We start from the raw sequence: 24,364 nt of genomic DNA on the forward strand, positions 1-24,364 counted from the left end.
GGGTAATAAGTATAGGAGGAACCGAGTCATACGCTGTATTTTTCTGAGCATTAAAGGTGTTGCGGTATAAGAGAATAGTAAAGGGGGCTGTTAATATGAACGATCCAATTCCGGAGAAGGTATTGAATGATGGCACTAAGGTGCCCGTCATTGGATTTGGGACTGCTGGATTGAAGGGTGCAGATGGAGTCAAGGCAATTACCAGCGCGATTAATGCAGGTTACCGTCTGATCGACACAGCGTTCAACTATGAAAATGAGGGTGCTGTCGGGAAAGCGGTCCAGCAGAGCTCTGTGCCCAGAGAAGAATTGTTGATTTGCTCCAAACTACCAGGTCGCCGACATGCTTACCAAGAAGCCATTGTAACGATCGAAGAGTCATTATATAGAGGAGGTCTGGACTATTATGATCTGTACCTAATCCATTGGCCGAATCCCCAAATTGATCGATATGTTGAAGCCTGGCAGGCGTTAATTGAGGCGAAGAAAAGGGGCTATATTCGTTCCATCGGGGTCTGCAATTTTTTGCCCGAGCATAATGAACGTTTAATTCGGGAAACAGGTGTCACTCCGAGCTTAAATCAAGTTGAATTGCACCCATTATTTAATCAGGAACATCAGCGTGCAAAAGATGCTGAACAGGGTATCGTGACGGAATCGTGGAGCCCCTTGGGTCGTGGTCACAGTATGCTGGAGAATGAAGAGATTGGGAAAATTGCTGCTGCTCATGGTAAAACGAATACACAAGCGATTTTACGTTGGCATATCCAACTTGGAGCAATCCCGATCCCGAAGGCCTCTTCTTTAAATCACCAAACGGAGAATTTGGATATTTTTGATTTTGAGTTGTCTCCAGAGGAAATGAACATGATTTCGGCATTTAGCAGTGAGGATGGACGGATATGGGATCAGGACCCCAAGTCCTATGAAGAGCTATAATCAAGACAATAAAATAAAAGGGTTCAAAAATCTGTAGCGGGTTTTTGGACCCTTTGCTTTTATCATAAAACGAACACACATCCGAAAGTGATCAGTGGGTCAGTATATAGAGCTATAATGAACATTTTTTACCGGATTTGATGTATGATATGGTGGGATGTAGTCCTTTCGAAGGAGGTCATCATGGGAATTTTGTCGAGGTTTAGGGATATTATGAAAGTGAATGTTAACGCCTTAATGGATAAGGTGGGAGATCCAGAGAAAACCATTGATGATTATATGCGGAATTTGAACAGTGATCTAGGCAAGGTGAAAGCGGAGACGGTATCGGTATTGGCTGATGAGAGAAGGGCCAAAAGAGCACTGGATGAATGCAAAGCCGAGATCAAAAAGCTCCAGCATTATGCCAGTAAGTCTGTGGAAGCTGGTAATGAAGAGGAAGCTCGAAAGTTTCTGGAGAGAAAAGGTTTGCAGGCGGAGAAATTGGAACAATTACAAACGTCCTATGATGTAGCTTCGACAAACGCCGTAAATATGAAGATAATGCAGGAGAAGTTGGTGTCCGATATGGGGCAACTAGAAGCGCGGCACGCTGAACTTAAAGGGAAGATGGCGGTTGCCAAAGCACAGCAAACCTTGAATTCTATCGGCAACGGGAATTCTGCTTTTGAGGTTATGGAAGAGCAGGTGAACAGAGCGTATGATGAAGCGATGGCTATAGCCGAGCTTCGGGCAGGAACGAAGGACGACCTGGATGCCTTATTTGCACAATACGAGAAGAGTACGAATACAGAAGATGAATTGGCTGCAATCAAAGAAAAAATCAACCCTAAGGAATCATAACAGTATCTACATGAAGAGGTGAGCAGATGCCGGTTATCGAATACAAATGCCCCAACTGCGGCAGCGGTATGGTCTTTGACAGTGAGACAGGGAGGTTATCCTGTCATAGTTGCGGAAGAGAGGACAATATCGAATCTATTCCTGATCCTCTGATAAATCGTATTTTTTCGGAGGATGAGGCTCATGAGTATCATTGTAATAACTGCGGAGCCGTGATTATGACCGAAGTGGAGACGAGTGCAACGGTGTGCAGCTTTTGTGGTTCTGCCGTGGTTCTCGGGGATCGACTGACTGGGAAGCTGGCTCCAGCGCAGGTTATTCCTTTTTCAATCAGTAAGGAAGAAGCCATAGCTGCTTTCAAAAAATGGTGCAAGAATGGCCGTCTGACGCCGAATCGGTTCATGATAGCAGACCGAATCAAGGGAATAACCGGGATGTATGTGCCTTTCTGGTTATATGAATTACATAATAAAATTGAGGTTCAAGGTGAAGGTACCCAAGTGCGAACCTATACGAGTGGAGACTACGAATATACGGAAACGAAGCATTTTGATGTATATCGGAAAATCCGTTTGAATTATGTAAAGGTTCCGATTGATGCTGCGGAGAAAATGAACGACGAGTTGATGGATAAATTGGAGCCATTTCCATACGATCAGCTAAAACCCTTTAAAACGCCATATCTAGCAGGTTATATTGCGGAGAAGTACAGTTATAACGAAGAAGAGCTTTTCCCGCGAGTTAAAGAAAAAGTGAAGGAATATATTGATGCTTATATTCATTCTACGGTGTCAGTGTATACGGCCGTGAGTTATACGGAAAAGCAAGTTGATACTACATTAAAACAAGCGGATTATGTCCTGCTCCCGGTGTGGGTCATACACTATGACTACAATCAATTGGAGCATACATTTGCTATGAACGGACAGACGGGCAAGGTAGTCGGTAAGCCTCCGATTAGCAAGTTCAAGGTGACGGCTTGGTTTGCAGGCATTTTCGGCATGACTCTCTTTTCATTAAGGTTAATCACTTGGTTGATGATGGGAGGAGAATTCTATTGAAAAGACATAGAGCCATTGTAGCCGTTTTGTTGTTCTTTGCTGTTTTTCTGGCGCTTCCTATGGAAATGAAGGGCGAACCAGCAACGACAGAAATGAAGTCATTGATTTATGACGAAGCGGGTTTGCTCAATCAGGAAGAGTATGATGTGTTGAACACGATGGCTAATCAATACGGAGCGGAAAGAGAAACGGACATTATTATTTATACTACCCTCAATCCCGACAATATGGATGTTATGAAAATGACGCAGGACTTTTATGATGACCATGGCCCAGGGTATGACAGATCTCATGGGAACGCGGTTATTTTAACGATGGATATGAGAAATAGAGAGGTGTACTTGGCCGGATTTTATAAGGCAGAACGGTATCTGGATGATGACAGGCTTACTAAAATACGCCATGAGATTAGCCCGGATCTGACGAACGGCAACTATGGGGTGGCATTTCAAAAGTATATTCTAGGCGCGCATAAATATTTGGCGATCCGTCCAGGGGTGAACCCAGACAGTATATTTTTTAAAGGCTGGCTTCATTTGGCGATTGCACTGGGATTGGCGGCGATGATCGTGGGCAAGATGGTTTCCAATTCTGGCGGTCGGGTTACGGTAAATCGACAGACCTACGAGGATGCGAACGCTTCAGGAGTTCTGGAGCATCGAGATCAGTATCTTCACACAACGACAACAAAACGGAAGATTGAAAAGAGCAGCAGTAGCAGCAGCTCAGGCGGTGGTGGCGGAACTACCAGCGGCGGTCATTCGCATAGCGGCAGCAGAGGATCATTTTAACTGAGGATTTTGTGGAAATCCAATAAGCGACTTTCAATGAATAATATATAGATCGAAATGGTCTAGTTCATCTATATATTGCACTTTGGAGCGACTGGAATCGAATTTTGCAAAATCCTGAACGGAAAGGATGGATACAGTATGGGGTTCTTCAGAAATCAATTTGCAAATGTTGTAGAGTGGGAAGAATTTAGAGATGATATGATTTTCTGGAAGTGGAGTAATCGTGAAATTAAAAAAGGAAGTAAGTTAATTATCCGCTCCGGTCAAGATGCGATTTTTGTAAATAACGGCAAAATAGAGGGTATTTTTGAGAATGAAGGGTCATATAACATGGACTCTGACATTATTCCATTTCTATCCACCTTAAAAGGGTTTAAATTTGGTTTTAACAGTGGTATGAGGGTAGAGGTCTTATTCGTTAATACGAAGGAGTTTACTGTCAAATGGGGGACGCAGAATCCGGTGCTGATCCCGACTCCCCAGCTGCCAGGCGGTATGCCGATCCGTGCCAATGGCACATTTAATTTTAAAGTGAACGATTATGTTACGCTCATCGATAAGATTGCCGGAGTGAAGGACAGTTATCTCGTTGAGGATGTGAAAATACGGATTACTTCGGTGTTGGATCAGTTATTGATGAAGTGGATCAGCAGAGAAGGAAAGGACATGTTCAATCTGCAGGCGAATGCTTCTGACATTTCAAAAGGTATTCAAGAAGATCTGGATATGCAAGTGATGGACAATGGTATGACGATTACTGGCTTTCATGTGATGAGCTTCAATTATCCTCAAGAAATCCAAGATATGATTACGAAGACCGCTTCACATGAAATGATCGGTAATCTGCAAAAGTACCAACAAGTGACGATGACGGACGGGATTGCATCGGGTAATGTAAAAGGCGGCGGTGCAGCTTCGGATATGGCGAGTATGATGATGGGGATGAATATAGCAAATGAAATGATGAAAAATTTAAACCCGAACCCAAAGCCTTCGGCTGAGACTCAGCCTACACCTGCTGGTCCCCCTTCTTCTGGAGACGGGAATAAGCCCAATTTTTGTCCGAATTGCGGTACAAAAAACGAAGGAGCTAACTTCTGTCCGAATTGTGGACAAAAATTGAACGGATAACATAGCTACGGCCAAGCTTCTTTACAAGTCAAAAGGCAGTTATCGCAGAGTATCTTCTGTGATAGCTGCTTTTTTATGTAGTTCGTTCAAGTATTTTCTTTATAAATCTGATTTATTGGATTGAAAAGGGTACTCAGGATAAGGTACTATAGATGTATGGTATGTATTTATATTAACTAATTAGTTATTACATTAATAAACTATAGGTATAGGAGCAACGAAGATGACCAAATTCCAAGATCAAATCATTGCGCGTTACAAGTTTGATGATGCAGAGAACGTCGGCAAAGATAGCTCAGGGCAAGGTAACGATGGGGTTGCTTCAGGCACAGTAACACCTACGATTTCCCATGCTACCGGTAGAGCAGCTTTGACGCTTGAGGGTGGCCCCAACGGTACATCGTATATCCAGCTTCCTTCCGATCTATTCAAAGATGTAAGCGATAACACCGGTGTGACGGTTACTGCTTGGGTCAACTTCGGCAGATTCACAGATATGTGGGAACGTGTCTTTGACTTTGGTAAAGCCCATACAGGGCCATATATGTTCATGACACGGAATCTGCGCGGAACCCTTTTCACTGAGGCGGATTTGTCCGTAGACCCGGGAAGAGGTTTTGTCAGGGATGAGTGGATGCACATAGCCTTGTCCGTAATCGGTACAGAAGGCGGCACATTAAGCAGTGCGGGTCCGGTGGTATATGTCAATGGTGAGGTGGTAGCGGACGGTTCCATCAGTCAAACTTCCAGCGGTAACTATGCCAAGCTGCGTAAATGGTTCGAAACGTTTACAGACTCGTCCAACTACAGCAACAATTTTATTGGTCGCTCTCAGCATGCGGCGGATGTAGACTTTGCCGGCTCCGTTTCAGACTTTCGAATTTATAAAGCAGGCTTGTCGGCAGATGAAGTCATTGAGGTCATGTGCGATTCGTTGACAGATGAAGAGATCGTGAAGCTTGCCAGAGATAAATATTTGTCCTTTCCGACGACGATTATGACCAAGGACTTATCTCTGCCAACCGTTCTGATGGGTGGAAGAGTAGAAGTAACCTGGAAATCCAGCCAACCTGGTATACTCTCTGACAATGGTCAGGTGCAGGCGATTACCTCCGCACAAGGGGTTACCGTCACAGCCTTATTGACGAAGGGCCTAAGCCAGATTGAAGAAAGCTTTGAAGTATCCGTTCTTCCTGAACAGCTGCCTCCGTACACGCTGACCATTCATGGAAATAAGGAAGTGCTGGATGTCAGCGAAGTGATGTACGGCTTGTTCTATGAAGATATCAATAACGCAGCAGATGGCGGGATATATGCGGAACTCGTTCAGAATCGCTCTTTTGAATCTTTCGAGTTTGATACGTATTCCCATGCTTCCGGTGAATGCGGCTGCTCTACAGGACGGAACCGCAACCCGTTGTTCGCCTGGTCTGGTGATACGGACAAGATGACTCCACAACATAGCGGTGGATTAAATGAGTTCTTAGGCGCAAAAGACAAAGAAGTGAACTCCTATTATGTGACGGTAGCGGATGGGGCAACGATCCGGAACAAGGGCTTTTCGGATTCTAATCAGAATTGTGCCATGTCCATCCAAGAGGGTGCCAAGTATGAGTTTACTATCTGGGCGAAGGCCGATTCAGCCGGCACAATCACATTGCAACTGCAAGACACGAATGAAAAGGCTATTAGTGATTCGATTACGATACAGGTGGAAGGCGGCAACACGTGGAAGAAGTACGGCATCGATTCCAAGCTTGTGCTGACAGGCTCGGCTACGGTTCTTGGACAGCTGGCGCTTACATTTGAAGGGGACATTTCGGTTGATATGGTTTCTTTATTCCCACAAGATGTATGGGGCGCAGGAGAGGAAGAGCAATCCCCATCGGCACATGCTAACTTCCAGGGTAATCCTAACTACCGACTGAGGAAAGATCTGGTGAACGCACTGCTTGGCATGCATCCAAAGTTTTTGCGTTTTCCGGGTGGTTGCATTTCCGAGGGTTCGTTTATATGGGAAAACGTATACGATTGGAAGGAATCGATTGGGGATATCGAGCTGCGCAAGGAAAACTTTAATGTATGGGGCTATATGATGACCATGGGACTTGGTTATATGGAATATTTCCAGTTGGCAGAAGACCTGAATGCAGCTCCGCTTCCGGTTATGGCCTGCGGCGTGCTCTGCCAAGCCCGCTCGGATTATGCTCATCCCGCTGGAGGCGCATTAAGAGAATACTATATTAAGAACTTTACGGATCTGATCGACTTTGCGATTAGTGTGGATTTTGAACATAATGAATGGGCTGCTATGCGTAAAAAAATGGGCCATGAAGCACCGTTCGATCTGCGTTATATGGGTGTGGGTAACGAGAACTGGGGCACAGAGTTCTTTGCCAACTTTGAAGTGTTCAAGACATCGATTGATGAGTACATGGAGAAAAACTATCCGGGTTATGAGCTGCATATCATCTCTACGGTTGGCGCTCAAGCGGACGACGATGCCTATCAGCAGGGCTGGAAGTTCCTGAGCGGTAATATGAAGGGCTCGGCTAAGGTTGCTTTTGCTGATGGTAACCAGGTGACGGAAGAGACTGTTACCTGGTATGAGAAGCAAAAGGACTATATGGACACCATTGCAGACGAGCACTACTATCGTTCTAACGAGTACCTGCTGAATAACGTGGACCGCTATAACTACTACTACAGAGCTTATAACGCGGACGGTAGTATCAATTGGAAAGCGACATCAAAGGTTTTTGTCGGGGAGTACGCCTCAACCGATAAAAATACATTGGCAGGCGCTGTAGCAGAGGCAGCGGTGATGACGGGCTTCGAAAATAATGCCGATGTCGTTCGGTTGGCTGCCTATGCACCGCTGTTTAACAAGGTGCTGACAGATGGAACCTACAGATGGACTCCAGACTGCATCTGGTTCGATGACGAAACGGTGTGGTTTACGCCGAACTACTATGTACAGCAAATGTATGCTAAATATTTGGGAAATAAAGTATTGCGCACTTCTTTCTCTACTTACAAAAATGGCAAGCCAACGGATCTCATTCCTCAGGGTGGCATTGAAATCGCGACAGGCAACGCCGAAGTTATGATTAAGCGTGTGACCGTTACTTCCAATCAGGATGGCAGTGTGCTGCTGGATCAAGATTTTACCCAGGAATTGAATTCAGCATGGCAAGTCATTCCCGGTTCCGTGGGCTCAACAGTAGAGGAAGGCGAGGGGCTTGTCCTCAAAGCTCAGGATAGCGGTTTGAATGGTCTGTATATCTTGAACGACTGCTGGAGCAATTACAAGGTAGAGGTAGTCGCTTCCCACATTTCCGGCACGGACGGTTTTTATGTGGGTGCGGGTCTCACGGATATTTCTGCGGAGAAAAAGAACGTCGTCGAATACGCGATCGGTTATGGCGGCAAGGCTACCGGCGTGAAGGTTTACAAGCAAGGCATAGAAGGCTACACATTGGGTGACTACTCTTCCAGTACAGCCGCAGGTAACTTGAGAGCGGCCAGCTATGAAGAGTTGGCCGACAACACGGACTACACCATAACAGTGAACTATGGCGGTGAAACAGGCAGCAACCTGATTTGCTCATATACCGACGGCGTGACAAACAGTAAAGTGCTGGATTATAAGCTGGAGGCTTACAACAGAGACGTGTTCAACTCGGTAACCCAAGATGCTGAGCATGTATATGTGAAGCTGGTGAATGCCGACAGTGTGGATAAGGTAACACAGCTGAATCTACAAGATTTGAGTGTTGAGTCCAACGCTAAGCTGATTACACTAACCGGCGATTCCTCGCTTGTTCATGTACCTAACGTGAACAAGAAGAATGATGAGAAGATAGTGCCTACCGAACAGCAGGTCACACTTCATACGGATTCTGTCCTCTTAGGCTTACCAGCCAACTCGGTAAATGTGCTGGTGCTGGATCTTAAACCTTTTCCCGCTTAAAAACAAAAAGGGGTGTTCCAAGCAGCCGTTTTATGGCTTTTGGAACACCTCTTTTTTTTCTATGAATTAGAGTCGGAATGTTGAGTGTATTTCCCCGACAGGCATTACTGCGTGCTTCTGTTTACCAATTCACGCGGGTTGATGCCATCGTCTATCGTTAGCGGGGTAGGGGCTCCCGTAGCGATTCGCTCCCAAGGTACCATTTTAAAATTCTGATTTAACTTTTTGCCGTTTTGAAGATTTTCGTCATCTTGTGCAACGAAGATACCATGAGGAAAATTCTTGCCTAATCCGTAGCCAAGAACATCAATACCGTCTGTGACAGACGTACCGTCAACGGTCGGGCTCGCGCTGATCGTGAAGTTGCTTATATATGCATTGTCGCCTTGTCGTTCATAGATCGCATAGCTACTGTTTCCTTGGCTGGAGGCCATAAGATATCCTTTGCCATCTTTACCGTAATACAATGTAAGTCCTTCAATGTCATCGTGAAGTCTGCGCCCATCAGCAATATCCACACGTCGCAGCGGCTCGGATGAACCGTCTGGCTCGGCACTATACTTCCAAATGGCGTGATCCTCTTCAGCGATGTAGACCGTACCATATTCATCATCAGCAACCATACCCTCGGATTGCGTATTCAGCTTGAACTGGCGGACAAGCTTACCTGCAATTTTGCCGCTTCCGTCGTCAGTCAGCTCATATTGTTCAAATTCACCCTCTTTGCCCAAAACGAGCGCGTAAAATTTATCTGTCTTGAGGCTATGGTATAGGCTGAATCCATATACTTCCTTCATGGTTGCTTTAATAGGTTTGCCAACCACGTTGGTCAGCTTTCCTGATGCACCGTCAATGGCAAAGATATCGATCGTATTGTTGGTTCGATTGGTTGCCCCTGCGATATCCATTTTTTTGCCGCCCAAGGTGAAACCGTAACGAAGATCCACGTTATTCATTTTTCCGACCTTCATGTTTTGCAGTTGCTTGCCTTCCAGATCATAGACTAAAATCCCGCCGCCTTTATTGGTTGCTAAAATTCTACTTTTTTCCGGATCGGCCGGGTTGAGCCAGATGGCAGGGTCGTCGGCTGCGTCTTCTCCATCCTCCACAGCTTCTGTTTCGGCAGAAGGGATCACTTTATAGGTGGGGACTGCGTCCTTAGGATCTGCATATTTGCTATTTTCTGCTTCAAGCGCAGTAATCACTTTTGTAGGAAGATATACATTTCCATTGATGATCTTAATTTCACGGTCTGCTTTTCCGGTTAGTCCAGCTAAACGATATTGCTTCTCACCAACTGTAAAGGTCCCGACAATGCCATTTTTCAGTTTGACCAAAACAGACTGGTCATCACTGTCCCATGTAATGGTCGCCCCCATTTTATCTGCCTGTGTTCGTAGTGGTGCATACCCAGACGGCTGAATGTTTGCCGCATGGGTCAGTTCTGGTGATACCAGAATCCCTGTTAACATGGCTAATAATGCGAGTTTAGTTGACTTCATATGTATGCCCCTTTTCTGAAGTGCAAATGATATAACCGACTCAGTATAAAGCGAGAATATCAAAAGAAAACAATGAAAATGTAAAGGGAATATAAAGACGATGTAAGCAATCAATGAACTGGTTTCCAGTATTGCTGTCTGTAATTCTTCGGAGACATTCCGAATTTTTCTTTAAAGCATTTGGAGAAATAGCTTGCTTGGGAGAATCCCGTTTCCTCGGTAATTTGTTGGACGGACCAGTCGGTTTGTAGCAAAAGACTACGCCCTTGATCCAGTCGATAATCCATTAAATACTCAAGCGGTGTGCGCTGGAAGGCGACCTTCATACATCTGGCGAGATAATTCTGATGTACGTGAAAATGGGCCTCCAAATCCTTATTGGTGATCGTATTTTTGTAATTCTGTTTTAGGTAGATTTCGATCTGTTCCGCCAACTTAGAGGAGCTGTCTTTATTATTCTGATCATACTCCAAACTCTGAAAAACATTCACAAACGTCTGTTGGGCCTCCCATAGTGCCAGTTTTCTAGGTTTTAAAGTAGAGGCTAGTAAATAGTCTAATTTCGAAAATAGCTCATGTGGATTCACTACTTTTTGAATTTTGGGCAAATGAATGGTCGTATGTTCTGAATGAAAATGCAGCTCGGGAATGGGAGTGCTGGGTGTAATAGGATTGGACGAGGATTGTGCGCACCACATGCTATTGGTTTGAAAATGGAACCAGTAAAAGGAGGTTTGTTCTGTACATGCCTCAATGGGGAAATGATGTTTATCCGGTTCAAGAATGAGAGCGTAATTTTCAGTTACCTTCCACACTTCGTCCTCTTCGCCAATGTGCAGCAATCCTTCTTTAATGATTATTACGTCAAAATAACCCAGATTATACCTATTTGGGTGCCAATCCCCTTTTTGATATGTAGTAAAATTCCCCTCAATGAAATAAGGCAGTGGAGGAACAAGGAATGATAGAAAGTCTGTTTTGCTCATGGAAGCCAGCTCCTTTGTGTGTGAAATCGTATAAGTTTTAGTTAAAGATCGCGATTTTTTTTATAAATTCAGGTTGATAAAATAAGGACTGTAGCAAGGGGAACTCAGGTTAGCTTGTACGATATTATCAATACTTTATCCTTATTTTTCAAAAAATGAAAGCGTTCTATTTACAGGAAGGGATGTTTATCCAATGAAAACGGCAAAGCCAGTTAAGCATGTCATCGTTGACGATTTATTTTGGAAAAAGTATAAGCAGGTTGTGGCGGAAGAGGTTATTCCTTATCAGTGGAAAGCATTAAATGATGAATTACCAGATACAGAACCCAGTCATGCGATTGAAAACTTTAGGATTGCAGCCGGGGAATCCAGTGGGGAGTATTATGGAACTGTTTTTCAGGACAGTGATATTGCCAAGTGGCTGGAGACGGTTGCCTTTAGCTTAAGGGATCATCCGAATCCTGCGCTTGAAGAGCGGGCTGATGAAGTGATTGAATTGTTGGGCAGAGCTCAAGCTGAGGATGGGTATCTGAATACGTACTATCTGCTTAAGGAACCCAATAATCGCTGGACGAACCTAAGAGACAATCATGAGCTGTATTGTGCAGGGCATTTTATAGAAGCGGCTGTTGCTTATTATGAAACGACGGGCAAAACGAAGTTTCTTCACATTATGGAGAAATACGTAGACCTGATTCAGCAGGTTTTTGGTACGGAAGAAGGGAAACGGAAAGGCTACCCGGGACATGAAGAAATTGAGTTGGCCTTGATCAAATTATACGACGTAACTGCAAAGGATCAATATCTCAAATTAGCGCAATATTTTATTGAACAGCGGGGACAGCATCCTATTTACTTTGCAGAGGAACAAGAACAGAGAAAACATATTCAAACAGAGCCCACCTGGAATGATGATAACAACATTAATTTTGGCTTAGGCTTCGAATACCAGCAAGCACACCAACCTGTGCGGGAACAGAAAGAGGCAGTCGGCCATGCGGTAAGAGCGGTGTATCTGTATATTGCGATGGCGGACTTGGCTGCGAAAACAGGAGATGCTTCCCTGTTAAGAGCCTGTGAAACGCTGTGGGATGATGTAACGAATCACAAAATGTACATCACAGCAGGGATCGGTTCTACTGTAAACGCGGAAGCGTTCACTTGCCATCACGATCTTCCCAATGACAGCATGTACTGTGAGACCTGCGCCTCTGTGGGGCTGGCCTTTTGGGCCAATCGTATGCTGCGCTTAGCGCCAGACCGGAAATATGCCGATGTTCTGGAGCGTGCGCTATACAACGGAACGATTAGTGGGATGGACCTGGACGGGAAACGGTTTTTCTACGTGAATCCGCTGGAGGTTAATCCTTTTCAAAAATCCAGAAAAGATCAAGAGCATGTAAAAACAGAACGGCAAAAATGGTTTTTCTGCGCCTGCTGTCCGCCCAATTTGGCACGAATGATTGCATCGGTTGAGGACAATATGTACACCCAAACGGACGATACGTTGTATACGCATCTGTACATTGCCAGCAAGGTGAACATGACTTTATCTGGTCATGAGGTTGAAATTACACAAACTCATCATTATCCATGGGATGCGGATCTAACCTTTTCGATCCATGTAACAGAGCCAACTCCCTTTAAATGGGCACTGCGAATTCCAGGGTGGTGCAAGCAGGCAGAGGTAAAGGTGAATGGGGAAACCATATCATTAGATCGTCTGGAAAAAGGCTATATCGAGATTCAGCGTACTTGGAAGGACGGAGATGTGGTAACTCTGCATTTGGCTATGCCAGTTGAGCGCATTCGGAGCAATCCGCTGGTCTCCATGAACCAGCAGCAAATTGCTCTCCAACGCGGACCAGTCGTGTTTTGCCTGGAAGAAGTGGATAATGGAGCGAATTTGGCAGGATTAAGATTGACGAAGGATAGTCTTATTACGGAAGAGTTCAGCGGAAACCTGCTGGGTGGCATTGTAAAGCTGACCATAGAGGGACACCGGGTAAAAAATTCGAATGCATTATACAGCTCGGAGCCCCCTGAATTTGTTCCTCAACAAATTACCGCCATTCCTTACTACGCCTGGTGCAATCGGGCTAAAGGGGAAATGCGTGTATGGGTTTATGAATCATAATTCATTCGCATGGGGAGAGGAAAGATCATGAGTACGAGAATTGTGAGTACAGAACCACCGGAAAAGGCAACCAGTACCGTTCCTTTTCATCGTAAAATCAGCTATTCATTAACGGATACGGCCGGCAATCTATTGTACTGTGTCATTTCCAGTTATCTATTATATTTTTATACAGATGTATTCGGTCTTTCTATCGGGATTGCCGGGACATTACTATTTATCACCCGTTTTATTGATGCTATTGATGCCCCGATTTGGGGCATCCTGATTGATCGAACGAAGTCAAAATACGGCCAGAGCAGACCCTATTTTCTATGGTTAGCAATTCCGTTCGCTGTGTTCATGGTCCTTACGTTTACGACGCCCAATTGGAGTGAGTCGGGCAAAATTGCATATGCCGCCATTACGTATATCATAGCCGGCATCCTGTACACAGGAATTAGTACGCCGATTACGTCTATTCTGCCTAACCTGAGCACCAATTCTAATGAACGCGTTGTCTTGAACTCCTTCCGCATGGTCGGGGGGAATGTGGGCTTCTTCATCGCCACGACGTTTACGTTACCTTTGGTTGCTTTCTTTGGACAAGGGAATGATCAAAAAGGATTTTCCTTAACGCTCGTTTTATTTGGAATCATGGCGATTATTATGTTTTTCATAGCGTTTGCCGATTTGCGAGAAAATGCAGCAGTGAAAACGAAATCCGTTCCCATTGCCAAAAGCTTCACAGCCATCAAACGAAACTGGCCCTGGATGCTCGTTGTAGCTGCCAACTTGTGTTACTGGATCGGTTTGAATATTCGTTCAGCTACGCTAATCTTTTATCTGCAATACAATCTGGACAGTAAGGATTTAGTACCTTTAATCAATGGACTGACCTCCTTACAGTTGATCTCGATGGTTCTGATTCCGTTTTTCGCCAGAAAATTAAGTAAAAATGCGATTATGATTATCGGATTGATATTAGCTGCGCTGGGTCAAGTCGTGATTTTAATGGGAAGTACAGACTTAACTCTCATTATTATCGGCTGGATTATTGGTGCGTTAGGATCAGGCTTTGCATGTTCTATGCCGTTTGCGATGTTGTCAGATACAGTCGATTATGGGGAATGGAAAAATGGTATTCGGGCAAGTGGCTTCCTGACCTCTATTGGAAGCGCATTCTGTATTAAAGCGGGTAGCGGAATTGGCGGATTATTGCCAGCATGGATTATGGGCAGCACCGGTTACATCGCTGGGCAAGTTCAAACCCCTACGGCGTTGTCTGGCATTCAGTTCAGCTTTATCTGGCTGCCATTTATCATCTTCTTGATCGGGATCATTCCTATGTTTTTTTATAAAAAATTCGAAAAGAATGAAGCTTCTATTCAACAAGATTTGATTGCGAGAAGATCATAGACATTCTTTTAACAAGGTTTTAATGACATATTAAGGCATTATAATACTGCTGCAAAACCTGTTCACTGAGCTGAGCAGGTTTTTCTGTTATTTTCTATTCAAATGTGAGCAAGACCATTGACAGGATTTTCTTTTGGAGCAATACTTCTATGTAGAGAAAAGTGTACAGAATCAAGAACTAGACACATCTAGCCTTGCAACTTTATACATTTTTTTGCCATGAAGGCTCTTCTGTTGAAGGGTTTTTTTCAATTTGAGAAAAAGAATGTGATGATATGAGTCAACTGAGTGTAAGGATGAGAACACATGGCTTTCTGAATAAGCATTTTTCAGGAGAGTCTATTGATTATCGACAGATGATTGCGCTGTTTATCCCGCTGCTGATTGATCAGGCTTTTATCGTGGGTCTTAATTTGGTGAACACGGCCATGATTAGCTCGTCGGGGATGGCGGCAGTCAGTGCCGTAAATATGATTGATTCTTTGAATATTTTTCTGATTAATGTGTTTGTCGCAGTGTCTACCGGGGGAACGGTTGTCGTGGCACAGTATAAGGGGAGCGGTAACGACCTCATGGTTTCTAAAGCCGCATCCGGTACCATTTCCTCCGTTTCCTTGCTGGCCTTATGTATCAGTTTGTTTATGATCGTGTTGTACAATCCGATTTTGAGTGTTCTGTTTGGTTCCGCCTCGCCTGATGTATTAGCTAACGGTAAGGTATATCTACTGGGAAGTTGTATGTCTTTTGTGGGGATTGCAATCGTTGAGGCGGTGTGTGGAGCGCTGAGGGGGATCGGGAAGACGAGGGCATCGCTGGCTCTTTCTCTCATCATGAACCTCTCGTACGTGCTCCTCAATGTGGTATTCATTAATGTATTGGATATGGGTGTGCTGGGCATGACGATTGCCGTCAATGTGTCCAGATATGCAGGAGCAGTGTGCGCGCTGATCTATTTGGTCAGGGTAGATGATGACTTGCGTGTTCAGCTTAGAGATATGCTTTACTTTAATCTGGCCATGCTTAAAAAGATTTTGTTTATCGGGCTTCCCTTTGCAGCGGAGCAGATGTTTTTTAATGGGGGGAAAATTTTAACCCAAATTTTCATTGTGAGTCTGGGAACCAATGCGTTGGCGACGAATGCCATTTGCTCATCCCTAGCTAACGTGTTCCAAATCCCTGCGAATGCTTTGGCTCTTACGATTGTAACCGTGGTCGGTCAATGCATGGGACGTCGAAATGTCGAGGATGCCCGCAAGTTTACCAAATCGTTTATTTGGCTGTCGTCTTGTTCGTTTATTGTAATGGGATTAATCCTGATGCCTTTGTTTGAGCCGATGGTGGGGCTGTTTCATCCGCCTGCCGAAATCGTAGATGACATATTTGTTGTCATACTGATTAATACGTTGGCCCAGATTCCGCTCTGGTCCATTGCCTTTATCACACCCTCTGCACTAAGGGCAGCAGGTGATTCAAAATTTACGTCCCTCACCTCAATGCTGTCCATGTGGTTGTGTCGGGTGGTGCTCGGGTATATTTTGGGCATTGTGTTCAACTTGGGGATTGTTGGTGTCTGGTTGGCTATGGATATTGAATGGGGCGTGCGGGGACTCGTTTTCCTTTGGCGCTTCCGGGGCAACAAATGGGTCCAGCATCGTTTGATCGACTAAATAGGTCCACTACCATAAAATTGACTTCTGGATGAAGGCATTTTACGGTAGTGGATTTTTTTCCATTCCTATACTTCGTTCAGACTCCTTACTCTATCCTGATTCCTATATTGCCTAACTGCGCTCCCTGCTGCATACGGTGGAAGGCTTTTGCTGTGTCTTGTAGAGGAAATACGCTATCTATAATCGGATGGAGTGCATGGCGCTCCATGAACTGAAGCATAGCTGCGAATTCCTCGCCACTGCCCATAGAGGTGCCGATGATACTGATTTGAGGAAAAAATATAGACCGCAGTGGAATCTCTACTTGATCTCCTGAGCTTGCGCCAAATGTAACAATCCGACCGTTTGGCTTGAGGACATCCAAATATTTATCGAACGTAGCAGGACCGATACTGTCAAGGACCAGATCTATGGTGTCTCCGTTCATATTTTCTTTCCATCCGCTATGGCTGTCGAATGCATGATTAGCGCCATGGGCGAGGGCAGCCTGCCTCTTTGCTTCGCTGCGTGATGTGACGCTGACCCGTGCACCTGCCGCTAAAGCCATAAGCATGGCATACGTGGCTACACCACCGCCAATACCGGGAATGAGGACGTGCTCACCCTCCTGCAATTGGCCTCTTGTGAAGAGCGCGCGGTAAGCGGTCAAAGCAGACAAAGGCAGTACCCCTGCTTCTTCCCATGAAAGGTATGCTGGCTTGCTGACGGCATTTTGGACGGGGATGATAACCGATTCAGCGAATGTCCCGTCCGAAGGTCCGCCCAGAATGGCTGGAACTAAGGGAACATGATGCGTATTCTCCCATCCGATACATGGATTGATCATTACATCGGTGCCTACCAGCGAGGTTGGGACGCCAGCACCCACAGCCTCGATCACACCTGCTCCATCGGATCCGAGAATGAGTGGAGCATCGTTGGCAGCTCGATCTGCCATGAGGAATAAGTCCCGATGGTTCAAGCCTGCGGCTTTGAGTTTTACCCTCACCTCATCGTTCCCTGGCTGTCTGTCCGTAACGTCTGTATACATCAGACCCTCAGGGCCGTTTTTGCTGGCATGTATCACGGCTTTCATTTTAAAACCTCCCGTGGTGCGAATTTAGATGCAATTGCATATATATTGAATTGTACAGAGCGGCAAGCATCCGGTAAAATGAACAAAATCGAACGTGAGTATCACAAATGATCATACCAAGCAGGTGACGTATACATGGAAAGCAGTGATTTGAAAATTTTTCGGGCCGTCGCTCGCGAGGGCAGTATCACGAAGGCTGCGCAAGTTTTGAATTATGTACAGTCCAATGTGACTTCGCGGATTCAGCAGCTTGAGGCACAATTGAACGTACCGCTATTTCGCCGATCTAACCGGGGAATGACGTTAACGCCAGCAGGAGAGAATCTGCTGAAATATGCGGATACCATACTGACCTTGCTGGACGAGGCTGTAAAGTCCACTCAATATTCAGACCAGCCCGCGGGACCTTTGCGACTGGGCTCGATTGAGACGGCGGCGGTTACGCATCTGACCTCTTTATTGATGGAATATCACGCTCAATATCCTGATGTCCATCTATCGCTTATGACAGGCAGCACCCATGATCTCGTACAAAAGGTATTAAATTACGAATTAGATGGAGCGTTCGTCTATGGCCCCGTCGATGATCCGCATATAGAGCATGTTGCGGCGTTTGAAGAGGAGTTGGTGCTTATTTCGGAACCGGGAGAAAGTGATATGAGCAAGTTGCTTGCCAAGCCTATGCTGTTCTTCGATGTAGGCTGCACACATCGGGCAAGAGCGGAAAGTTTTCTGAGCGATGCAGGTGTGGATGCGTATCAGATTATGGAATTCGGAACCTTGGAAGTCATTTTGGGTGGAGTAGCCTCTGGTTTGGGAGTGTCCATGTTGCCACAATCGTCGATTGCAAAGGCAGAGGAGGCGGGAAGTATTGCTTCTCATCGTTTACCTGAGGAATATCGTAAATTAGAGGTGTGGTTTGTTCATCGGCGGGATTCGGTTTACTCCAGTGCACTGTCAGGCTTGCTCCATTGGATGAAAAAGGATGCTATACTTAACTAGGATTAAATTGACATCAGGGGTGTATCATTTGGAAGAACCTAATTTATTGAAAAATCCATCTACAGTAGCTCCGGGAGAATTTGTGAGGAATGGCGGTTATCAGCGACGAGAACCGGATAAGATGGCAGTATTATCAGAAACATACGGTGCCTCTATTTTTTTCAGAAGATGGGCGGCTTGGATGATTGACTTCATTCTTATCGTCTTTGGGTACGGAGGGCTGGTATATTTTACAGCGGAAAAAGTAGCTGAAGCGGAAACCCCAAATATGGGTATGGTAGTGATGCTCTTCCTGATCGGCTCCTTCTGCTATTATCTGTTACTGGAAGGACTTACAGGCTATACGCTGGGCAAGTTTGTACTTCGTATTCAGGTTGTGAATGGAGAAGGAAGGCCGCCAGGCATGGTTAAATCCTTGATCCGCACTCTCATACATCTGGTGGATACGAATCCGCTGCTTTTCATGGGACTGCCCGCCGGTATATGTGTGCTGGTGACACCTCGGAAACAACGGATTGGAGATATGGCTGCGAATACATATGTGGTTAAGGTAAGGGATTTGGGAAAGGTGGGCAGAAAGAAAACCGGGATTATTGCAGGAGCAATCATCCTGACGACGATCATTTCAATGGTTTTTGCTGTATCTTTAATTTCTATGCTCATTACGCAAATCATGAAGCCTGAGGTATTTACCAGTAAGGATAGCCAGTTTGCGGTTACGGCTCCCTGGAATTGGTCACGAGATAATAGGATTAATGAGGATGCGGACATCGCCATTAAAAATGAATTTACCGAAAGATATCTGATTGTATTGTCTGAACCGAAAAGCGATTTTGACAGCAGTATGACTCTTCAAGAATATAAAGGAATCATTGAGGATCATTTGGTGTCAGGAATTACGGACCCTGAATTGGGGACCGCTTCAGATATGGTGGTGAACGGATATCCTGCCATTGAGTTTACCCTAAAAGGAAAAATAGATGGGAATCTGGCCATGTATAACGTGACCACGATTGAAACACCTTCGCATTATCATCAAGTGCTTGCTTGGACCTACGCTTCCCGCTATGGTCGAGCACAGCAAGAGCTGCGCAAGATTAGAGACAGTTTCCGCGAAATGAACATGCTGTGAAGTGAACATGAAGCAATGACGATGAATCGAAGTTATAAGGAAGTAAGTGGAACAAGCAGACAGCTTATAGAAGCGTCTGCTTGTTGTTTTATAAACTTCCTTTAAAAAACGAACATCAAAACGCAGTAGGCGGAATAGTAGATTTATATAGATAATTTGATCATACAATAGAGTGTCTAATCACTCGTAATCCAGCTACTTTCGCCACTTTGCCTTGTGGATGGGCCTTGAATTGAATCGTAACTTCATTCTTGTGGTTCGTCACAGATAGAGGAAGCTCATAGACGAACGTTTCGAATTTATTCATTTCCTCAGACTCCAGCTTGCCTTCCCCTAAAATCAGGCCATCCGCAGTGATGTCAAAGTCACTATGGGGACGGCTCAAGTCCTTCAAATAAGTAACCGCCAATTGGACAGGCTCATCCGGAAGCACCTTCATGACAAAAGAGAACCAGCCCCCAGGCCAGGTATCGCGATATTTGCGGTTATAGATGGACCCTAGACCTACATGCTCTCCAGTAAAGGCATGATCCCGTTCAGGCTGCATTTCGGCAGGCTGCACAACGTCCACTGTAAGTCGTTCCAGCTCTAGCTGATACGCTAACGCGGTACGATATTCTGCCTCGGTTGCTGTCCATTCGTCCTTGGAAAAGAGATCCCAATAGACGGTATATGAACGATCATACATCTGATAAAACGGACGAAGCTGCAAGTCTCCGATATAGCCTAAGTCGGTCATATGGAATGTATTAGGCTCGTTCCCGTCAGCAATCAGCTTCGTTGTCAGGGAATCGGTCGATCCGATCAGAACAGACGCAAGCAGACGTTCCTCGTTGGACTCCTGTTCAACAGGGCCAAGGTCCCCAGCCAGTACAAGCGGGCCGTACATAAAAGCAATTCGGTGTGGATTATCCGGCATTTCCTCGACTCTCACGGTCATAGGAATATCGTACTCGATCGTATCCCCATTGCTCCATTCCCGTTCCATTACAACGTAGCTGGTAGGACAGGCCTCTGTGACGTGCTCTTCCCCGTTGATTTTAATCAGCATCCCTTGCTCCGCCCAGTGCGGGCATCTTAGCTTGATTGCGAAGGATTTGGGCTGCTTGCTGATAACGCGCAGCGTTCCCCGTCCATTTTGCGGAAAGAGAGTGTCTTGTTTGAGCTGTACGCCCATCTCGTCCCATGTCACAGTAGAAGGGACATATTGATTGACATAGATCGCTTCTGGCGTGTGAAAATAAATTGCAGTGCCGTACATGGAGTGACTTTCCATACCGGACCCGACACAGCATGTGAAATCCTCATATTGAGAATTAAAGGACTTGTGTCCTCCCATTTCCAGCGATACAAAATAGCACACACGTCCATCTACAGGCTGCTGTGAAGCTAGAATATGATTGAACATCGCTCGTTCATAGTAGTCGGCATAGGCTGCATAGGCGTCCCACTCGAACATATGTCTTGTTAATTTCAGCATATTGTAGGTGTTACAAGTTTCACAGGTACCTTCGCCCAAACGGTCATTCAGCTTGCCAGGTTCACCGAAATGTTCATTATAACTATTGCCGCCGATCACGTAGGAATGCTTGTGAACCACCCGATCCCAGAAAAAGCGAGATAGGTCCGCATATTGCGGTTTCCCCGTCATTTCAAATTGCCGTGCAGCGCCAATGATTTTGGGGATTTGCGTATTGGCATGTCGCCCTGCCAACGTATCTTGGCTATCTGCGAGATCATTTAACACCTCTCCGTGATAAAAGCGTTCCGCCAGACTCAAAAAGCGTTCTTCTCCCGAATGTTCCGCCAGATCGGTCAGCACCTCGTTCATACCGCCAAACTCGCAATGCAGCACCTGCTGCACCTGATCATCGTCCAGTCCTTGAAGTACATCCTCCAGCCAGTTGCCGAGTTTGATTTCTATAGACAGGGCCTTGGGATGATGCGCCAGCAGATGGGCATCACGCAAGCCCGCAAAAAGTTTGTGCATGGTATATAGCGGCACCCAGCCACCGTTCAGATCAAAGCCCTGGGAGCGGATATCTCCGGCTTTTACTTCCTCAAAAATCTCTTTCCCACGTGGAATGCCGGAAATGTATCCGTTTCCATGACTGTTTTGGCATATCTCCAGTTCGTCGACTACATAGTTCACGCGTTCCAACAGTCTTTCGTCGCCTGTGGAGGCAAACATCAGTGCACAGCCGGACAGGTAGTGACCGAGTGTATGTCCGCTGATGCCACGCGCTTCCCAGCCTTCATAGTGAGCCGCTTTGGGCTCCAGTCCCGCATATTCACGAAAGCGCGATAATAAACGGTCGGGTTCCAAGCTCAGCAGGTAGGCCGTATTCAGTTCCATCGCATGTAAAAGTGGGCCGGAATCAATTCTTACTTTATGCAAGTCAAAAGCTTTAGCTTTCAAAATCATCGCTCCTTAGCTAAGATGAAAGTGTATATTTCTCCACTACATTAGCATTGGAATCGCGGTATGTCAGTAGCTTAACCATACAATGGGTGGACAAATCCGAACATGAATCTAAAGAGGCGATAACATGACCTATCTAAAAGTAAATGTAGATGCTCCAATCCAACTGATCTCCGCAGGCGAGTTTGTTTCCGAGGTGCCTTGGAAGCATATGAGTCGCTCCATTGATAATTTTGAGCTGATCCTGGGTGTCCAAGAGACGGTATATATACGAGAGGAACGGGAGGATTTTGAAGTAGGCGAGGGAGATATTCTATTGCTTTACCCCGGTCGTACGCATAAAGGATACCGGGAATCGTTGCCGGGTGTAAAATTTTATTGGTTTCATTTCGATGTTCCCGCGACCCCGAATGTACTATCTAATGAGGAAATGAAGCAGGAAACAAGTGCTATGAATGGACTTTTGCAGCGTCATGGCAAGATGCGGGATATCTATTTACCGCAATGTGTACAGGCAGACAACGGGGATCGGATTCATATTATCGTCAATCAGATTTTGCATGTAGCCAACTCACATTATCTTACGTATCACAGTGCCAATTATTTGTTCACCTCGCTGCTGATCGAGATATCAGAACTGGCGCTTAGCCGCTTGCTTTCCAATCCTGCTCATTCACAGGGGAATGTGAGTTTTAACAAAATTATTGAGTGGACCCGAATTCATGCCGAAGAGCCGCTGACCGTGACGGATTTAGCTCGAAAATTCAATTATAACAAGGATTATATCTCTCGTTTGTTCAAGCAAAACACAGGTATGCGCCCCTTGGAGTTCATTCACAGTATTCGTATCAACAAAGCCAAAGAGTTGATTTCCCGTACAGATATGAGCATTAAGCAGGTTGCCGAAGAGGCAGGCTATACCGATGAGAAGTATTTTATGCGTTTGTTCAAAAAGAGAGCCCACATGACTCCTTCCCAATACCGGAATGCCTATCACAAAACATTTATGAACAATGTCTAGTGCATTTCTACTAAAAGTTGGGTGCCACCGTCCATAGGAGGCAACCGGTGCAGTATTTGGTCAATTGACGGAGTCACTTAATATGGTAATCTGAGGGAAGGGTTTAAATGGTAGCAGGCTATGTTATTACTTGATGAAAAAGGGGCGAGCGAGATGCTACAACCACCATTAAAGGATGAACTGACTCGAATACTGGAAGGGTATTCACTGGATGAAGAGTTAAAAGAAGAGATTCATCAGGAAGCTCAAGCTGCTATACAATTTCATGTGGAGCATGAGGAAAACTACGAACACATTGGAAATAGTCGGATCGCCGGCTATCCAGATCTGCCACCCACGATAGAGTGGCCTTGTAATTCAGACGGGGAATATTATACGTTTATTGCTCAAATTAATTTGAGTGAGCTGCCTTTTTCACCATTTGAGGGATTGCCTCATCAGGGCATACTATACTTTTTTCTTGGGCTGGATGAGCCCGCCTATGATATTGACCATAAAATCTTTTACTATAACGGTGACAGCAGCGCTTTGCAGAAAACATTACCGCCCGCTGGGTGCGTAGAGGTTTCGGCAGAGCAACGAGATTTCACCGCCTATGCGATTTCCTTTCAGCCGATTATTATCCTTCGGTCGGAGGGTGAGCTAGGAGATATTCTTGTAGATCAGTACGAAGAGCTGTATGAGCTTGTATGTGAACAAAGTGACACGGTGTGGGGGCAGCATCAGTCTTTTGCCGGGAACACTCGGCGCGATGCTTATCTGTGTCGAAACGGGCTAAAGGGTTTACTGTTTAACTGGCATAAGAGTGAGAGTCAGATTCATAAGGAAATCGAGCAAGCTACGCATAGGGGGAGTACGGATTATGCGGAGCATTTACGATCCGAAGTGCTGCCTCAGCTACAAGAATATCAAACGAATCGGGAAAAGCACGATCAGGCTTCGGAAAATTGGCATGTTCTGCTCTCGGTCTCTTCTTTGGACGAGGTTGGTATGTGCTGGTGGGACGCGGGGTATTTGGAGTTTTTTATAGATCAAAGGGACTTGAAGAACCTTGATTTCACGCGAACGTATGTCAATCTGGCTACGAGCTAGCTAAAGTTCTAGACTGGGAAAATAAAGTATTAGACGGACGTTGCTTCATTCAGCTCACGGGCAGGTTAGTTTAACTCTAGAAATAAGAAAAGGGAACAAGCGTTCTTTACATGTGTTATATATGAGTATATAATCAAAACGAACCGGAGATCTGTTTTTTTTTTGATAAAACAATGTAGATTCTTCT

17 protein-coding genes are annotated in these 24,364 nt (G+C 45.3%); 13 read left to right on the plus strand and 4 right to left on the minus strand.

Annotated features, from left to right (window positions below; genetic code table 11):
* The first annotated feature begins 95 nt into the window (after window positions 1-95).
* The 6 genes from MLD56_RS01030 to MLD56_RS01055 all read left to right on the plus strand — a co-directional run bounded on the left by MLD56_RS01030 (window position 96) and on the right by MLD56_RS01055 (window position 8,740).
* Window positions 96-938 carry an aldo/keto reductase gene (locus MLD56_RS01030; protein ID WP_029516929.1) on the plus strand — a complete coding sequence of 281 codons (843 nt, stop codon included), beginning with the start codon at window positions 96-98 and terminating at the stop codon, window positions 936-938.
* A gap of 183 nt (window positions 939-1,121) precedes the next feature.
* A complete protein-coding gene (locus MLD56_RS01035; RefSeq protein WP_029516928.1) occupies window positions 1,122-1,781 on the plus strand; it encodes a PspA/IM30 family protein in 660 nt (219 codons plus the stop codon).
* Window positions 1,782-1,807: 26 nt separating this feature from the next.
* Complete coding sequence (locus MLD56_RS01040; protein WP_029516927.1) at window positions 1,808-2,842, plus strand: TFIIB-type zinc ribbon-containing protein; 1,035 nt, start codon at window positions 1,808-1,810, stop codon at window positions 2,840-2,842.
* Complete coding sequence (locus MLD56_RS01045; RefSeq protein ID WP_029516926.1) at window positions 2,839-3,633, plus strand: TPM domain-containing protein; 795 nt, start codon at window positions 2,839-2,841, stop codon at window positions 3,631-3,633. Before MLD56_RS01040 ends, MLD56_RS01045 begins: the two co-directional genes overlap by 4 nt.
* A 141-nt stretch (window positions 3,634-3,774) precedes the next feature.
* Entirely contained in the window at window positions 3,775-4,767 is a 993-nt protein-coding gene (locus MLD56_RS01050; protein WP_029516925.1) for an SPFH domain-containing protein, read from the plus strand.
* 223 nt (window positions 4,768-4,990) lie between these two features.
* Window positions 4,991-8,740: an alpha-L-arabinofuranosidase C-terminal domain-containing protein gene (locus tag MLD56_RS01055; RefSeq protein ID WP_029516924.1), complete on the plus strand. Its 3,750-nt coding sequence runs from the start codon at window positions 4,991-4,993 to the stop codon at window positions 8,738-8,740.
* A gap of 104 nt (window positions 8,741-8,844) precedes the next feature.
* Here MLD56_RS01055 and MLD56_RS01060 read toward each other — a convergent pair whose 3' ends face one another.
* Both MLD56_RS01060 and MLD56_RS01065 read right to left on the minus strand, forming a co-directional pair.
* Window positions 8,845-10,242: a phytase gene (locus MLD56_RS01060; RefSeq protein ID WP_029516923.1), complete on the minus strand. Its 1,398-nt coding sequence runs from the start codon at window positions 10,240-10,242 to the stop codon at window positions 8,845-8,847.
* A 110-nt stretch (window positions 10,243-10,352) separates the two neighbouring features.
* A complete protein-coding gene (locus MLD56_RS01065; RefSeq protein ID WP_029516922.1) occupies window positions 10,353-11,228 on the minus strand; it encodes a helix-turn-helix transcriptional regulator in 876 nt (291 codons plus the stop codon).
* A 193-nt stretch (window positions 11,229-11,421) separates the two neighbouring features.
* Here MLD56_RS01065 and MLD56_RS01070 point away from each other — a divergent pair, with 193 nt between their 5' ends.
* The 3 genes from MLD56_RS01070 to MLD56_RS01080 all read left to right on the plus strand — a co-directional run bounded on the left by MLD56_RS01070 (window position 11,422) and on the right by MLD56_RS01080 (window position 16,430).
* Complete coding sequence (locus MLD56_RS01070) at window positions 11,422-13,365, plus strand: glycoside hydrolase family 127 protein (RefSeq protein ID WP_029516921.1); 1,944 nt, start codon at window positions 11,422-11,424, stop codon at window positions 13,363-13,365.
* Window positions 13,366-13,392: 27 nt separating this feature from the next.
* The gene (locus tag MLD56_RS01075; protein ID WP_029516920.1) at window positions 13,393-14,763 is read left to right on the plus strand and encodes a glycoside-pentoside-hexuronide (GPH):cation symporter; all 1,371 of its coding nucleotides are present in this window, start codon (window positions 13,393-13,395) and stop codon (window positions 14,761-14,763) included.
* Between the two features lie 275 nt (window positions 14,764-15,038).
* Window positions 15,039-16,430 (plus strand): MATE family efflux transporter, encoded by a 1,392-nt coding sequence (locus MLD56_RS01080; RefSeq protein WP_069010166.1) that lies wholly within the window; start codon window positions 15,039-15,041, stop codon window positions 16,428-16,430.
* 88 nt (window positions 16,431-16,518) lie between these two features.
* On the opposite strand, the gene MLD56_RS01085 is transcribed toward MLD56_RS01080, so the two are convergent.
* Window positions 16,519-17,508, minus strand: a complete 990-nt coding sequence (locus tag MLD56_RS01085; protein WP_029516918.1) for a zinc-binding dehydrogenase — start codon at window positions 17,506-17,508, stop codon at window positions 16,519-16,521.
* Window positions 17,509-17,643: 135 nt separating this feature from the next.
* Between MLD56_RS01085 and MLD56_RS01090 the strand changes: the two genes are divergently transcribed.
* Together MLD56_RS01090 and MLD56_RS01095 are read left to right on the plus strand one after the other, a co-directional pair.
* Complete coding sequence (locus tag MLD56_RS01090) at window positions 17,644-18,510, plus strand: LysR family transcriptional regulator (RefSeq protein ID WP_049816966.1); 867 nt, start codon at window positions 17,644-17,646, stop codon at window positions 18,508-18,510.
* The gene (locus MLD56_RS01095; RefSeq protein ID WP_049816965.1) at window positions 18,494-19,642 is read left to right on the plus strand and encodes an RDD family protein; all 1,149 of its coding nucleotides are present in this window, start codon (window positions 18,494-18,496) and stop codon (window positions 19,640-19,642) included. Before MLD56_RS01090 ends, MLD56_RS01095 begins: the two co-directional genes overlap by 17 nt.
* A 160-nt stretch (window positions 19,643-19,802) precedes the next feature.
* Here MLD56_RS01095 and MLD56_RS01100 read toward each other — a convergent pair whose 3' ends face one another.
* On the minus strand, window positions 19,803-22,061 hold the full coding sequence (locus MLD56_RS01100; RefSeq protein WP_029516916.1) for a glycoside hydrolase family 127 protein: 2,259 nt from the start codon (window positions 22,059-22,061) through the stop codon (window positions 19,803-19,805).
* 130 nt (window positions 22,062-22,191) lie between these two features.
* On the opposite strand from MLD56_RS01100, the gene MLD56_RS01105 reads away from it, so the two are divergent.
* A complete protein-coding gene (locus MLD56_RS01105) occupies window positions 22,192-23,085 on the plus strand; it encodes an AraC family transcriptional regulator (protein WP_029516915.1) in 894 nt (297 codons plus the stop codon).
* Between the two features lie 153 nt (window positions 23,086-23,238).
* On the plus strand, window positions 23,239-24,177 hold the full coding sequence (locus MLD56_RS01110; protein ID WP_029516914.1) for a YwqG family protein: 939 nt from the start codon (window positions 23,239-23,241) through the stop codon (window positions 24,175-24,177).
* Window positions 24,178-24,364 lie beyond the last annotated feature (187 nt).

Source organism: Paenibacillus peoriae (genome assembly GCF_022531965.1).
Classification (GTDB): domain Bacteria; phylum Bacillota; class Bacilli; order Paenibacillales; family Paenibacillaceae; genus Paenibacillus; species Paenibacillus polymyxa_D.